We start from the raw sequence: 15,092 nt of genomic DNA on the forward strand, positions 1-15,092 counted from the left end.
GTTTTCTGGATTGCTGTTTCTGGACTATTGTTCTCTGGATTGCGGTTCTCTAGACGCGTTGGGCGTGGCCGGAGGCCGCTACCAGCGACATCATGCGACCGGGGATATCATCCAGAGCAACGGCTTCGGCCGCTGCACCGTTGGCCAGCGCCTCGCGCGGCATGCCGTAAACCACACAGGTTTCCTCGTTCTGGGCCAGCGTTGCCGCACCCGACTGACGCATTTCCGCGAGCCCCTGAGCGCCATCCCTGCCCATGCCGGTGAGAATCACGCCGATGGCGTTTTTGCCCGCCTGCTCGGCCGCCGAATGGAATAGTACATCCACCGACGGTCGATGCCGATTCACTGGTGGGCCGTTATCCAGTCGTGCGACATAGTTGGCGCCGCTGCGCACCAGCTTCAGGTGCTGATCCCCGGGTGCAATGTACGCATGCCCCGGAAGCACACGTTCGCCGTCGCTGGCTTCCTTGACCGTGATTTTGCACAGGCGGTCAAGGCGTTCGGCGAAGGAGCGGGTGAACCCGCCGGGCATGTGCTGGGTAATCAATACCGCCGGCGCGTTGGCCGGCAAAGGCTCAAGCACGGCGCGAATGGCCTCGGTACCGCCGGTAGAAGCACCGATGATCAGCAGCTTTTCACTGGACACCATCGGGGCCTTGACCGTTTGTTTGGGTGGCGTGTTTTTGTGTCTTGCCTGACGCGGCCGTGAACGGGCGGCGGCACGCAGCTTTTCGGCAATTTCCTGGGCATATTCCATCATGCCGTTGCGGATCCCCAGGCTGGGCTTGGCAACAAAATCCAGCGCCCCCAGCTCCAGGGCCTTCAGGGTAATTTCCGAACCGGACTGCGTCAGCGATGACACCATCAACACCGGCATCGGACGCAAGCGCATCAGCCGCTCAAGAAAGTCCAGGCCATCCATACGCGGCATTTCCACATCCAGCGTGATGACATCGGGATTGTGTTTCTTGATCAGATCCCTGGCTACCAGCGGGTCCGGCGCCACGGCAACGACTTCCATATCGGCCTGCGTATTGATGATTTCGGTCAGCAAGTCACGAATCAACGCCGAGTCATCGACACATAAAACCTTGATTTTTCTTGCGTTCAACGCATGCCTCCTTTCAGTTGGGCACCCGGTAAGCAAGCTAAATGCCACCTCGGATCACAACCTCCCGAGATACCCTTAGCTTTCCTATCGGATCACTTTTTCGGGGCTGCCTGGGAGTGGGCGGCCAGGGTATAAACGGTTTGCCCACGCAGCTTGAACTCGGGGCTGATATAGGAAAAGTTTTCCGAATGCCCGGCAAACAGCAACCCGTCGGGCTTGAGCAGCGGGGCAAAGCGCCTCAGGATGTCGGCCTGAGTTTTCTTGTCGAAGTAAATCATGATGTTGCGGCAGAAAATCACGTCGAACGGACCCTCTACCGGCCAGCGCGAGTCCAGCAGATTCAGCGGCTTGAACTCGACCAGCTCGGCCACGTCGGAACGTACGCGCGCATATCCCGAACGCCGCCCGGTTCCCTTCTGGAAAAACTGCTTGACCCGCGATTCATCAATTTTGCGCACCTGATCCAGCGGGTAGACGCCGGTGCGAGCTTTTTTCAGCGCTTCGGTATCAATATCCGTCGCCACAATCCGGGACTGACTGGCGCGTGCACCCAGCGTTTCCACCAGGGTCATGGCCAGCGAATAGGGCTCTTCACCGGTTGAGGCTGCCGCACACCAGATTTTGACCGGACCGCCCACCTTCCTGAGGTGGTCGGCCAGCAGGGGAAAATGGTGCGCCTCACGAAAAAACGCCGTCAGGTTGGTCGTCAGCGAATTGGTAAAGGTTTCCCACTCGTGGGAGTCGGGATGATGGTCAAGTTTGGCCAGATAATCACTGAAGCGTGTCAGACCATGATGCCGGAGCCGCTTGGCCAATCGGCTGTACACCATTTCCCGCTTGTGTTCGGCGAGGACAATACCGGCACGTTGATAAATCAGCTCCCGGATGCGCCGGAAGTCGGCGTCGGTCAGAATCAGATCACGTTCCATGTGGCTGCTACCTTTCCAGGCAGTACCACCCATTCCGGCAGACATTTCGCTCAAGAGACCTCCTGCAACGCCGCAGGGGCCGATACCTGCCGGGACGGCAGAGCATCCTGTCCTTCCGTGCCAACACGGAAGCGTTTCACTGTCTCCTGAAGACGCGAGGCGTCACTTTCGAGCCGGTTGGCGCTTTGCGACGCCTGTTGCACCAGCTCGGCATTCTGCTGAATAACATCATCCATCTGCGTGACGGCCTGGTTGACCTGATGAATGCCCTGGGTCTGCTGCCCGGAGGCCGCGGCAATATCGTCCACGATATCGTTGACCTGATGCACCGATGTCACCAGTTGCTGCATCGTCTCGCCGGCGCGATGCACCGTATCGGTACCCGCATCCACCTTGCCGAGCGACGTATCGATCAGCGCACGAACGTCTCGCGCGGCATCAGCACTGCGCCCGGCCAGGCTACGAACCTCCTGTGCCACGACACCAAAGCCGCGGCCGTGCTCGCCGGCACGCGCCGCTTCAACGGACGCATTCAACGCCAGAATATTGGTTTGAAACGCAATGCTGTCTATTAACGTAATAATATCGGCAACCTGATGTGAACTATGGCTGATGTCCTGCATGGTCTCCACGATCTGCCCCACTTCCTCGCCGCTACGCTGCGCCGTTCGGGTGGCATCGCCGGCCAGCTGGCTGGCCTGCCGGGCATTGCCGGCATTGTGCTCAACGGCCGAGGCCAGTTCCTCCATGCTGGACCCTGTCTGCTCAAGCGAAGTCGCCTGCTGCCGGGTCCGCACCGCAAAGTCGTTATTTCCCTGGGCAATCGACTCGGCGCGGGCATGAATCGAATCGCTACTCTCGCGCACCACGCCCACGGTGCCGGCCAGCGAGGCCTGCATGTGTTGCATGGCGGTATAGAGGCGGCCAATTTCATTGTTGCCCGGCGATACGGAGCGTTGGCTCAGGTCGCCCTGTGCCATTGTCTCGAAATGACCGACCAAACGATCCAGCGGGCGGAGTACGTTGACGGCGACACCCCAGAGAACCCCCAGGGCGGTCAGCGCTGTCAGTACCAGAACGCCTGCCAGCAGCCAGCGCATGTGCCCGGCGAGTTCTTCAAAAGCAGCCTGACGCGTGTCGCTCGCATGCACCATCAGCTGGCTGCCCTGATCCAGGGCGTAGTACCCCACGCCGCACGCCAGCAGTATCAATAGCGAGAAGGCTACGATAACCAGCATCCAGCTGAGTCGTACCGTCATGTTGTACATTATATTGCGCAGCAACTCTAATCACCCACCTGTCTCATCTGCTTGATAGCCGACTCTGTACCGGAGCAATTGTCCTTGTCGCCGGCGCCATCCGGCATGCCGTTACAACCGTGTTGTTACAGCCGAGTCGTTACAATCATGCTGTGACAGCCATGCCGTCACAACAATCGATCGTTATGCCCGGCCGAAGCGCTACCGCTAGCTGTCGCGAGTGCTTTCAACCAGCGCCATTTCCTCGCTGGTCAACAGCTTGTCGATATCCACCAACACCAGCATGCGGTCTTCCAGGCTGCCAAGGCCGTTGAGGAAATCGGAAGACAGCGTTACCCCGAATTCCGGTGCCGGCTTGATCTGTTCGGGCGTCAGCGTCATCACGTCGGAAACACCATCCACCACGATACCCACGATACGATCGGCTACGTTCACCACGATAACCACGGTCTGGCCGCCGTATTCGACGCTATCGAGGTTGAACTTGATGCGCAGGTCGACAATCGGCACGATCACGCCGCGCAGGTTGGTGACGCCCTTGATGAAATCCGGCGCGTTGGCAATCCGGGTAACGTTTTCATAACCGCGGATTTCCTGAACCTTGAGAATATCAATGGCGTACTCTTCTTCGCCCAGGGAAAACACCAGGAATTCGCGGTTTTCCGCTTCTGAAGCGGCCTGCACCGCATCGTTGTTCGTTTGGCTCATGATGACTCAGCCTCCTTCGACAGGACCGGGGTTGGTTGGTTGGCATGGTTGCCGGCTTCTTTTCGCGCTCGGCTCAGGCGGTGAAGGCCGGTAATATCCAGAATCAGGGATACACTGCCATCGCCCAGGATAGTGGCGGCCGATACGCCGGGTACCTTGCGATAGTTGTCTTCCAGGTTCTTGACCACCACCTGCCGCTGGCCCAACAGTTCGTCTACCAGCAAGGCATAGCGCCGGCCTTCGCCCTGAACAATAACGGCAATGCTGCGGGTCGGGTCGGTAATCGCGCCCTCCACGTCAAACACTTCGTGGATGGCGATGACCGGCAGGTATTCATCGCGGACCTTGAGCACCACATCGTCACCGGCCATGGCGTACATGTCTTCCTTGGCCGGCTGCAGCGACTCGAGAACGGCAGACAGCGGCAGGATGAAGGTTTCCTCGCCAACCTTGATGGACATGCCGTCAAGAATGGCCAGCGTTAGCGGCAGCACAATGCTGGTGTTGGTGCCCTCGCCCATTTTTGACTGAATTTCCACGCGGCCGCCCATGGCCTGAATATTCCGCTTGACCACGTCCATCCCCACGCCGCGGCCGGAGACGTCGGTCACTTCTGCGGAAGTGGAAAACCCCGGGGCAAAAATAAGCTGCCAAACGTCTTCATCCGGCATGGTATCGCTCACGTTGAGGCCGTTTTCCCGAGCTTTTTTCAGCAGCACTTCGCGGTCCATGCCGGCGCCGTCATCCTTGACCTCGATCAGGATGTTCCCGCCCTGGTGGCGAGCGGAGAGCGTCAACTGGCCCGTGCGCGGCTTACCCACGGCCTCGCGGTCGTCGGGCATTTCAATACCGTGGTCGAGACTATTGCGCACCAGGTGGGTCAGCGGGTCGGTAATGCGCTCGACCAGACTCTTGTCCAGCTCGGTGGACTTGCCTTCGGTGACAAGCTCTATGTCCTTTTCGAGCTTGCCGGCGGTATCACGCACGACGCGAGGAAAGCGGCTGAACACAAACTCCATCGGAATCATGCGGATCGACATGACCGCTTCCTGCAGATCACGGGCGTTACGCTGCAGCAGGCTCATGCCATTTTGCAGTGAACTGTTGCCGACCGACTGATCGTCCAGATCGCTGACTGTCTGATCCAGCATCGACTGAGTGATGATCAGCTCGCCCACCAGATTGATGATCTGATCCACCTTGTCCACGGACACACGAATGGAGGTTGACTCGGGGGCTTTTTTCTTGGGCTTGGGCTTTTTCTTCGGCGCCTTGGGTGGGCTGTCCGGCTGGCTCTGAGCCGGTGTTTTGTCGTTTTCCTTTGCCGGCGCGGCCTCGGATGCCGGCGAGGCACTTTGGGGCTCTGATGCGGAACCTTGCGCTTCGCTGGCAGCGGCTGTCTGATCGGATGAGGCCGAGCTGTCATGCTCTGGCGCACTTTCCCCGGCAGCGGACTCCGCCGGCGCGGCATCGGTGATTTCGATCTGTTCGGGCTCGATGATAAAGCACATGACGGCTTCGATATCGTCAGCGCTGGTGTTTCCGCTCAGCGTTACCTCGTAGCGCTTTTCATCGCCCGACTGCTCAATGACATGGCCCAGCTGGTCAAGCTCTTCAACCAGCAGCGTCCGGTCCTTCTCGCCGACATCCAGCAGCGCTACCTTGAGATGCGTGTCGCCGTCTCCATCACCTGCCTCACCGCCTGCTTCCGACTTGCTTTCTTTCGGCGTCTCCGAGGCTGCTGCACTCTCGGCCGATGCCTTGGAACCGCTGTCGCCGCCGGACGACGCGTTGGCAATCGGCGCGCCCTTTGCCGCTTCCAGCTCCGCACCGATTTCATCGAGTGCTATTTGCTGCAGGGTTTGGCAGATACGCACAAAGGCATCGTGATCGGGCTCTTCCTCGCTACGGTAGGCATTCAGCTGATCATGCATGATGTCTTTTGCTTCCAGGAACGTATCAACGAGGTCGGTCCGCAGCGCCAACTCGCCATTGCGCGCGTAATCCAGCAGGTTTTCAAAAATGTGCGTGGTTTTTTGCAGCACATTAAAGCCGAAAGTGCCTGCCCCGCCCTTGATGGAGTGGGCGGCACGAAAAATGGCATTGAGCTGTTCGCCATCCGGGTCATCAACGTCCAGATCCAGCAGGTGCTGCTCCATATCGGCCAGCAGCTCTTCGGCCTCTTCAAAAAAAGTATCAAAAAAATCCGTTATATCCATGCCGTCCTACCTTGCCAGGTCGTCTTTTTATGCCAAATACGATATGCCAAACAGGCGCCTTGCCCGTAAAACCCGGTTATTCTTCCGGCTTGTTCTGCTGTGTTGCTTCCTCAGCCCCAACCTCTGTCTCTTCGGTTGTCATCTCATCACCGACCTGCGGCAACAGCGAAGGCATTTTGGCCATGACATCCGGGTGACGAATGGCATCGGCAATTTCCGGCAGCAGCACCAAAAGCTCGATTCGTCGATTGGCCGGGTCATCCGGGTCAGTGTCGGGTAAAATGACGCGATCAGCAAAACCCGATACCCGCAACAGTTGACCGGGATCAAGCCCCCCTTCAATAAGCTCGCGGCGCGACGCATTGGCCCGGTCACTGGAAAGTTCCCAGTTACTGTAGCCGCTGAATCCACCGGTATAAGGCACGCTATCGGTATGGCCGCTGATGCTTAAATCATTGGGCAGGTCATTGAGCAACGGCGCCATGGTACGCAATAATTTGCGCATGTAGGGCTCGACCTGATCGCTGCCCAGCTTGAACATGGGCCTTTTCTCGGTATCGAACAGCTGGATGCGTAGACCTTCCCGCGTCAGGTCAAAATGCATCTGGTCGCGCATCTGGCTCAGTTCGCTGTCTTCGGCAATGGTGCGCTCGATACGCTCCTGAACATTGCGAAAGAAACGCCGCTCTTCTGCGCTGGGACGCGTATGTTGCAGGGTGTCAATCCGCGCGCGCTCGCCGTCGCTGTGCGCGGGGTCCGGGCCGCCGCCGGGAATGACGTTGGTGCTGCCCGAGCGATCACCGCCGGAAATGGCACTCGTCAACGGGGTGCTGAAATATTCAGCCACGCCGATACGCTCTTCCTGGCTGGCCGAGCTCAGGATCCACATCACCAGGAAGAGCGCCATCAAAGCGGTCATGAAGTCAGCCAGGGCAATTTTCCAGGCACCGCCGTGATGGGCGTGAACCACTTTTTTGCGCCGAATGATGATCGGGCGCCGATCCCCTCCCTGGCTCATGCACTGCCTGCCTTCTTGGCCTCACGAACGTAATCTTCAAGCTCGGTAAACGTCGGACGCTCGGCGTGATGCAACGCCTTGCGCCCAAATTCCACGGCAATTTGTGGCGCATAGCCGTGCAGGCTTGCCAACAGCGTGACACGGATACACTGGAGCATTTTTTCCGCTTCCTTGGCCTGGCGCCCCAGGTGGCTCCCCGCCGGCAGTATAAAGCCATAGCCCAACAGAATACCCAAAAAGGTTCCCACCAGTGCATGGGCGATCATTTCGCCCATCTGCGAAGCACTGGCGTCCGCGTAGGTCAACGCCTTGACCACGCCCATCACCGCCGCCACGATCCCGAACGCCGGCATGGCGTCACCAACTCGGTTAATGGCATCAACCGGAATATGGGCTTCCTGCTCAAACCCTTCGATTTCGTGCAGCATCAGCTCGTCAATTTCCATGGGCTCCATGCCGCCGCTCACCATCAGGCGCAAATAGTCGGTCAGAAAATTCAGGATATGCGGGTCTTCCAGCAGAATCGGATGTTCCTGAAACAATGCGCTTTCTTCGGGGTTATCGATATCCCGCTCGACGCCCAGCATACCTTCGCGGCGAATCTTGGACAGCAGCTTGTATTGTAGCGCCATCAGCTCCATATAGAGGTTGCGGTTGTATTTTTTCGTGCGGCGAAGCTTGGGGAAGATCCTGAACGTAGCCTTGATAGCCTTGCCGTTGTTGGAGGCAATAAAGGCCCCGATGCCGGCGCCAGCGATCATCAGCAGCTCCGTGGGCTGATAGATGGGCCCCAGGGTGCCGCCGGACAACACGTAGCCGCCGAATACCGAAAACAACACGACTAAATAACCTGTCAACAAAATCACGGGCGGTATCCTTTGGCTTTTCCTGTCAACATCGGGCAGCAGAGCGCCTCACTGTCCATACCCGGTAAGGTATGGGGTTGGCCGATAGCCTCCGGCAACGTGCTGCGCCCTTCCTGAATCATCTATCGCAAGTGGCGACGTATTTTGTGCCACACGCCTTGCGTGTCTTGCCGGCTCGTGAAGGCGGCTGGCAAATGCCGCATATATAGCCCTGAGTGGGGGCATGGGCATGGCTGACAAAGCGCCCGCCACAGCGCGCACACATCGATAGCTGCAGAATATCGCTTTCAAAAAATCGGATCAGCGTCCATGCCCGCGTCAGCCCCAGCACAGGTTCGGCATCATCAAGGCTCACCTGCTCATCATACAGGCGGTAGGCTTTGACAAAAGCCTTGATACGCTCACAGCCCGTCCGGTTTACGATGTTGAGGTATATATTATAGAAAAGCGATGAGTGGATATTCGGTAGCCAGGTAATAAACCAGTCGGCGGAAAATGGCAGCATACCCTTGGGTGGCGACATCCCCCGGACTTCCTTGTAAAGCCGGATCAATCGCGTGCGGCTCAGCTCGGTTTCGGTTTCGAGTACCTGGAGGCGGGCCCCCAACTCGATCAGCTCGATGGCAAGCTGTACCTGATGCATTTCATCCATCAGGCTCTTCCGGCTAGCCTTGTGTTGACCGGCTTCCTGCTGGCCGACCTCTTTCCGATTCCGGCTCACTCCTCCTCCCCGGCGAGCGTTTCAAACGGCGTGTCGGCCAACAGCAGTGAGGCATGGAGTCCTGCCAATCCCTGATCGCGCGGATTATCGGTGACCTGACGCAGGCGCTCGGCACCGAGCGGGCTAAAATGGCAGAGGAGTTGCTGGCTTCGAGAAAGGCGAGTCAACTGCCGAGCACTGAGCGACAGCAGCAAGTCGGCCATATCAGCGTCAATTTTCAGGCGAAACATTCCGGCTTCACGATCTTCGCCCAGCAAGCGCTGTGCCAGCAGTAGATAGGCCAGATTCATTTCCTGTATTTCGTCACAAAAATTTGTCTGACTCATGATGCCCCGGTTGGTATTGGCACAAATGTGCATTTTTCAGGCTTTTTATTGCATTTATGTGCATATAATGTCCTTGAACAGGGCCTACAATGCAAGTGCCTGTACCAGGTGTCAACGCGCGGGCGCCACCCCCTCTCCGGAAAGTTCGAATACCCACACCAATAGTTCGGCCACCACTTGGTAAAGACTGGCGGGTATTTCTTCATCAATATTGAGCTGCATCAACAAGGCGACAATTTCCGGCGCGTCATGCACATAAATACCTTGACGACTGGCTTCCGACATAATGCGCTCGGCCAGCTCACCATAGCCCTTGGCTACCACACGCGGTGCATCTTCGTGCTCCTGATAAGCTAGTGCTACGGCCTGGCGCCGCCCCTCATCATGGCTCATGACCGGCCTCTTCTTCCCGATAGTGCGCACGTACGCTGACCTGTTGCAGATCAAGCGCCGACAACCGCTGCTCCAGTGTTGGCAGTCCGTCTTCCAGGCGCTCGTGGACGCCGGTACTGGACGTGGTCAAGTCAATGGCCAGCGTATTGCGATACAGACGCAGCGAGGCATCAAAAGCGCCCAGGTCCGGCACTTCAAGGCGTATATCCGACTGCCATCCTTCCTGGGACTCATCTCTTGTCTCACCCTGCTCGGATGCCTGGTCGTCGGGCTCGTCACGCCGGGGCAAGTTAACCGTAAGCGCCATGAAAATACCCGCCCAGACATCTCCCTCCCAACGAATTGTCGGCGCAACCAGCATATCCAGCTGGTGGCGCACGAGGCTTTGCAGGCTTTCGTGCACAACCTCTCGGGACTGATGTGTTACCTGGTGTGCCTGGGGCATCTCCAGCGTTTGTCGCAAGCCGGCAGCCATATCAACTCCGGCGTTGCCTCCCGCGGTGGCTGCCCCCTGAGTGGCGTTTGCCGACGCTGCCGGCGGCGTCGCCGTATGCCCGCCTGCGGTTGCCACGGGCACAGGCGACAAGATACTACCGGGCAGAACAGGCCCGGCGCCGCCGCCCGGCTGAAACCCGCCGCCAGCCGCAGATGCCAATGGTGAGGACGACGCCCCGGTCGGCAGGAGAAACGGCACCGGGGCCGGCAGCCGCAACGGTGGTGCCCCCTCGGGCGACAAAGGATTTTGTATCATGGCGGGTGATGCACCGGCATTGCCGCTCATGGCCAATGCACGGGCCCCGCCGGCAGCGACATTTGCCGTTGGCGATGGACGCACACCAGGTTGCATCTGGGGCTCACGCTGCAACTGCTGGCGCGACATATCACCCTGAAACCAGCGCTTGAGATGTGACTCGTAAAAAAGACCGCTATCTTTCACGCTGGCTTCAAGACGTTGCGCCAACACCTGGGGCGATGACGTTTCTGTAGACGACATCAGGGGCGCCTGGGGACGCAACACGGAAGACGATGAGGGAAAGCGCATAAGCAATTCGGCGATACTGCGCGCCGCCGGGCTGAAATGCGTCTGGGTAGACCCTGGGGAAAGCGGCCTGGCACCGTCGCTACGCGCCGATGTGCGCAGTGCATCAAGTTCCGAGGACAAACGCCCGAGCCCGCCGGCTCGCGGATCCGCACGCGCATCCAGGCGAGAGTCGCTACGCATGGCGCGAGGGCCCTCGCCCGGATCAACCGGGCGCACGGGCTCGTTGAGCACTTTGGGAGCCGGATTGCCCCCCTTGCCCAGGACCTGATGCATCAGGGTATCAATCAGCGGCGTGATGGTACTCACGTCGACCTCTTGGCATCGCCTTGATGATGGGTGTAAAACGCATCGCCATGTCCCTGCTGGGGCCCGTAGGTTCGATACAGGCGCTGCTCCTGCTCCGACACATCGATCAGCTTGCCGAGCTCATCGCGCCGGTCAATCAATTGGCGGCGCGTCCTGGCATCGTAATCCAGAATACGTTCCAACAGCTCTGCCTTGCTCTCTCGAGCCTCCGCGTCCAGCGTAACGATGGCATCAAGACGCCGCAGCTTATCAACCAGCATGATGTAGCCGGTGCGCTGCTCGATGAGCTCGGCCCATTGCCCGGCAACGGCCAACTCGTGCATATGCGAAGCACTGTCGAGAAGTGCTGCATAAGCATCCAGAAGGGTCTGTTGTGTGGCGGCTTCCTGCGTCTGAGTCGGGTCACTCATGAGTGCCTCATGCACTTTGCTGCTGGCCGATTTCGCGCCATGCCGATGCGATTTCGCCCAACAGGCTTTCAGCGCTGTCCAGGCTTTCTTCATCATTGCGCAGATTGGCCGTCAACAGCAGCCGAGCTATATAGTCGTACAGGGAACCCAACCTCTCTGCAATTTCGCCGCCCTTTTCGCGGTCCAACGCTGCCAGAAGCCCGTTGTTGACGATATCCAGCGCCTTGGAAATGGATTTGCCCTTTTCCACCGTATTGCCGGCCTGCATGTGAATACGCGCTGCCCGTATGGAGGCGTTGGCGCCGTCAAACAGCATGTTGATCAGCTGATGGGGGTTGGCCGACATGACGCCGCTTTCCACACCGACACGTGCATAAGCGTCAGCTCCCTTGCCGTAGGCGGCACCGCGAGAATAAGTCATGAATCGTCGACTCCGTTGTTGATGTCAGCCGTACCGATATTGGCTGACGATAGCCTGATAGCAGCCGATACCCTATGGGCCGGCTCTGACAAATTATCGGCACGACACGGGATGACTTTAACCCGGGCCCTGCAGTCTCTCTCTGTTTTTATTGGCAGATTTGATCTACAGCTCACTTAAGCGCCGCCTTACGTTGAAACAGCGACCTCACCCACCGGCTGCCCCAGCCGCTCGACAACATCGCCGCGAATCACACCGCCCAGATTATCCGGCGCCGGCGGCTCGGGGTGCTCGGTGACCTGAACCTCAACCGGATTACCCTCGGCATCAACGCGCTGAACCCATGCCAACCGGTTACTGGAAAAGCGCACCAGCGAGCCTACCGGAAGCGTTTTAAAGTGAGCGACGTAGCGCTTTATCCACTGCGGATCAAACTGATGAGGGTGGCGCAACAGGTGGCGATAGATCTGCTGCACCGTACGCGCCGGTCGATCGGCACGGTCCCGGCGCATAGCCTCGACAACATCGACCACCGCCCCGGCGCGTGCGAGTTCGTTCAGCTGATCGCCGGTTACCCCGCCGGGGTAACCGCTACCGTCCATGCGCTCATTGATGCCGCCAATGATCGCTTTGGCAACATGCGGCGAAAGCCAGTGACAATTATGCAGGCGCTCCAGCAACAGCGGCACATGCTCCCGCAAGGTTTGGCGGTGCGGCGCTTCAAAGGCTTCCGCCTGAAACAGAACCTGCGGCACCAGCGCTTTACCCAGATCGTGCACCATACCGCTGGCAGCAATGGCTTTGCGCACATCGGCCGGCATGCCGGCCCCGGTCAAATCCAGCAGCTGCACCGCGACCGCCAGGCTATGGCGAACCAGCAGCGGTTCACGAATCATACAGCGCGTGGCAAACAGCAATGCCTCGCTGTCCTCGTCGTGTAGCAGCAGCAAGCGGTCGGCATAGTAGGAAAGCTGGCGGGAATCCACATTGCTGCCGCTTTGCAGCAACAGCATTTGGGCATCCAGAAACGCCGCAACCTTGGCCAGACGCCGCGCTACCGGCGTCGCGTAATTGGCAAACTCGCGCCGCCCGACATGCTCGCCGGCCGAACGTTTTTGCGGCACCTCGAAAAGCGGAGAGGGCTGACGGGCTTCCTGCGCTTCCTTGTCGTAGCGCGCCGCTTCACGCTCGATCTCGCACACGAAATACCATAGCTGCCGCTGCTGCTCTGAGCTGCACTGCTCAAACTGCAGTCCGGCACGCAAAAGTTGCTGATCCGGATCCGTGGCCTGATGCCGCACCGCCCCCTGCACCGTAAAGCGGGTGCCGTCGGGGAAGGCCAACTCCAACTGCACCTGGCTATTCCGGGTCTCGGTCAGTATGCCGCTCGCCGACAGCGGCAACTCCAACTGACAGCCGTCCTGGGACAGGTCCCGCAGATCGCCCTTCACCGCTTCCTGATGGCTTCCCTGGAGCGTGACCGACACCTTCATTCCCATGCGCAGCTCAGCGCGAAATGACTCACGCTGCTGCAACACCCACAGCGATTCGGGGTAATGGCTACAGCAAAGATAACGGCCACCGGCACGGCGCACCTCTGTCAAGGACAGCAGCGGTGTGCGCACCACCTTGCCTTCCACCTGCCCACGCAGCGAAAACGCCTCGCCTTCCTGCAGGCGAAGAACCAGGTGCCCCACCGCTGACAGATCCATTGTCAGCATCCGGCCGGGGTCCTGCTCCAGCAGCACAATGGGTTCCGGCTCCGCCTCCTCATTCTCCAGGCATAGCGAAACACCACCGCTGGCAATAAGCGCATTCAACAACGAGGCAATGTCCTTCGACCCGCCCACGGTTTCATACTGACTATCCTGTGTTGCCATCAAATGCCCCGTCTCTGCATCCATTGAAAAGCCATGACGCCGGCTTGCTGAAACAATCTTTTTATACTAAAGCTTCTGGTATTGCTGCCGATACCACAAGAACCGGTTCGTGAAACATCGCTGTGAAACACGGCTGTCGTGAAGCGTGCTTTTTGATTGCCGGCTGTACGATTGAAGGTGTTATCCAAGCGAATGTTCTGTCGACGCCAGTTTACGCGGACAGCCCTGCATTACGCCATTGCTCCACCTGCCGGACTGTCACCACGGAAATTCAAGAGGAAGGAATCATGCACTCACCCCTTATCGAGGCCTCCGGTTCGCTTTCAACCTCGGCCCTCCACGACGTGACGCCGCGGCAGCGGCTCGAAGGCGCTCTGGAAAAGCTGCCCGCGCCGGGTACAGAGCTATCGCAGAAGGAACAGTCACTCAAGGAGCAGGACCAGCCCATCACCTCGGGCGAATTGGTTGACCCGATTCAACGCATCAATGATGTCATGCGCCCCCACGGCGTCGAGTTTGACTTGAGCGACGAGCGCGCACGCGTTGTAACCCGTGTCGTTGATAGCGAATCGGGCGAAGTGATACGCCAGATCCCTGCCGAGGAAGTGCTGCGCATTGCCGAACGCCTGGGTGAAAGGCAGGGCAACCTTGTTTCTTCACAAGCATAATCTCGTCACAGGCATCGCACCCGGAGGCTCGGGCACGTCCAAACGTGACCCTTCATACGAGACAAAGCGGGGGCAGTCAGCATCCAACTCGAAGACTCATGGCAACACTTGACAGATAATGCACAGCAAGGAGGGCGCTACGAACCAACGTAGCGCCCTCGACGATTGCTATCCAGTTACAGCTACTGTTCAACTACCACCCAGTATTCAGCTACTGTCCAGGGTGGCATTTTCGCAAGCGAAAACAGACGCCATGCCGCTGGACCTGCCTCATACATCAAACGGCACGCCCTTCTCCTGCAGCAAGCTTAAACCTGCATATTCATGACTTCACGATAGGCTGACACCAGCCGGTTACGCACCTGCAACCCCATCTCGAAACCGACGCCGGCTTTCTGCATGTTGGTCATGACATCGTTGAGCTCAAGGTCGGACTCCCCGGTTTGAAAGGCCTCCGACTGGCTGGCTGCCGTTTGCTGCAGCTGATTGATACGCTGCAGCGATGTGGCAAACGCGCTGCTGAAGCTATCGGAATCAGCTTCTTCCGCCTTCGCGGCCCTACCCGCCTGCAGCGGCTGCTGACTGGCCTGGGAGGCGAGGCTTTGCATTTCCTGTAACGCTGATTGAATCGCGGGCGTTGTCATACAGATGCCTTGGACGCTTAAAGATGTAAGAATGGTGCAAGCATAACATCGGTAAAATTAGCCTTATGCGAACAAATGCGTATAAAAATCCGGGCTTTTCATTCCTTCATACTGGACACGCCACCGGATAATAGCGCTCATCATAATTCCGCTCTGCAGGCTTGCAGCTGT

The 15,092-nt window shown here is 58.6% G+C and carries 16 protein-coding genes; 1 reads left to right on the forward strand and 15 read right to left on the reverse strand.

Annotated features, from left to right (window positions below; translation table 11 throughout):
• Window positions 1-49 precede the first annotated feature (49 nt).
• From C793_RS0100765 to C793_RS0100830, 14 genes are all read right to left on the reverse strand, one after another.
• On the reverse strand, window positions 50-1,111 hold the full coding sequence (locus tag C793_RS0100765; protein ID WP_017429032.1) for a protein-glutamate methylesterase/protein-glutamine glutaminase: 1,062 nt from the start codon (window positions 1,109-1,111) through the stop codon (window positions 50-52).
• A 92-nt stretch (window positions 1,112-1,203) separates the two neighbouring features.
• A complete protein-coding gene (locus tag C793_RS0100770; RefSeq protein WP_017429033.1) occupies window positions 1,204-2,040 on the reverse strand; it encodes a CheR family methyltransferase in 837 nt (278 codons plus the stop codon).
• 50 nt (window positions 2,041-2,090) lie between these two features.
• Complete coding sequence (locus C793_RS0100775) at window positions 2,091-3,308, reverse strand: methyl-accepting chemotaxis protein (RefSeq protein WP_017429034.1); 1,218 nt, start codon at window positions 3,306-3,308, stop codon at window positions 2,091-2,093.
• 198 nt (window positions 3,309-3,506) lie between these two features.
• Entirely contained in the window at window positions 3,507-4,007 is a 501-nt protein-coding gene (cheW, locus tag C793_RS0100780) for a chemotaxis protein CheW (RefSeq protein ID WP_017429035.1), read from the reverse strand.
• A complete protein-coding gene (gene cheA, locus C793_RS0100785; RefSeq protein WP_017429036.1) occupies window positions 4,004-6,226 on the reverse strand; it encodes a chemotaxis protein CheA in 2,223 nt (740 codons plus the stop codon). Before cheA ends, cheW begins: the two co-directional genes overlap by 4 nt.
• A 76-nt stretch (window positions 6,227-6,302) precedes the next feature.
• Window positions 6,303-7,244 (reverse strand): flagellar motor protein MotB, encoded by a 942-nt coding sequence (gene motB, locus C793_RS0100790; protein WP_017429037.1) that lies wholly within the window; start codon window positions 7,242-7,244, stop codon window positions 6,303-6,305.
• Window positions 7,241-8,110 (reverse strand): flagellar motor stator protein MotA, encoded by an 870-nt coding sequence (gene motA / locus C793_RS0100795; protein ID WP_026106022.1) that lies wholly within the window; start codon window positions 8,108-8,110, stop codon window positions 7,241-7,243. The genes motB and motA overlap by 4 nt, the downstream gene beginning before the upstream one ends.
• Window positions 8,111-8,228: 118 nt before the next feature.
• Window positions 8,229-8,831: a flagellar transcriptional regulator FlhC gene (gene flhC / locus C793_RS0100800; protein ID WP_340139663.1), complete on the reverse strand. Its 603-nt coding sequence runs from the start codon at window positions 8,829-8,831 to the stop codon at window positions 8,229-8,231.
• Window positions 8,828-9,157, reverse strand: coding sequence for a flagellar transcriptional regulator FlhD (gene flhD, locus C793_RS0100805; RefSeq protein ID WP_026106023.1), 330 nt, complete (start codon window positions 9,155-9,157; stop codon window positions 8,828-8,830). Before flhD ends, flhC begins: the two co-directional genes overlap by 4 nt.
• Before the next feature lie 111 nt (window positions 9,158-9,268).
• A complete protein-coding gene (locus tag C793_RS0100810; RefSeq protein ID WP_017429041.1) occupies window positions 9,269-9,550 on the reverse strand; it encodes an EscU/YscU/HrcU family type III secretion system export apparatus switch protein in 282 nt (93 codons plus the stop codon).
• Window positions 9,540-10,025, reverse strand: coding sequence for a flagellar hook-length control protein FliK (fliK, locus tag C793_RS14675; RefSeq protein WP_017429042.1), 486 nt, complete (start codon window positions 10,023-10,025; stop codon window positions 9,540-9,542). Before fliK ends, C793_RS0100810 begins: the two co-directional genes overlap by 11 nt.
• Window positions 10,026-10,894: 869 nt before the next feature.
• Window positions 10,895-11,308 carry a flagellar protein FliT gene (locus tag C793_RS0100820; protein ID WP_017429043.1) on the reverse strand — a complete coding sequence of 138 codons (414 nt, stop codon included), beginning with the start codon at window positions 11,306-11,308 and terminating at the stop codon, window positions 10,895-10,897.
• Between the two features lie 7 nt (window positions 11,309-11,315).
• Window positions 11,316-11,729 (reverse strand): flagellar export chaperone FliS, encoded by a 414-nt coding sequence (fliS, locus tag C793_RS0100825; protein WP_017429044.1) that lies wholly within the window; start codon window positions 11,727-11,729, stop codon window positions 11,316-11,318.
• Between the two features lie 188 nt (window positions 11,730-11,917).
• Window positions 11,918-13,609 (reverse strand): HD domain-containing phosphohydrolase, encoded by a 1,692-nt coding sequence (locus C793_RS0100830; RefSeq protein WP_017429045.1) that lies wholly within the window; start codon window positions 13,607-13,609, stop codon window positions 11,918-11,920.
• 287 nt (window positions 13,610-13,896) lie between these two features.
• Between C793_RS0100830 and C793_RS0100835 the strand changes: the two genes are divergently transcribed.
• Entirely contained in the window at window positions 13,897-14,277 is a 381-nt protein-coding gene (locus C793_RS0100835) for a flagellar protein FlaG (protein ID WP_017429046.1), read from the forward strand.
• Window positions 14,278-14,585: 308 nt separating this feature from the next.
• Here the strand turns inward: C793_RS0100835 and fliE are convergent, their stop codons facing one another.
• A complete protein-coding gene (gene fliE, locus C793_RS0100840) occupies window positions 14,586-14,921 on the reverse strand; it encodes a flagellar hook-basal body complex protein FliE (protein ID WP_026106024.1) in 336 nt (111 codons plus the stop codon).
• Window positions 14,922-15,092 lie beyond the last annotated feature (171 nt).

Source organism: Vreelandella jeotgali Hwa (assembly GCF_000334215.1).
In the GTDB taxonomy this organism is placed as follows: domain Bacteria; phylum Pseudomonadota; class Gammaproteobacteria; order Pseudomonadales; family Halomonadaceae; genus Vreelandella; species Vreelandella jeotgali.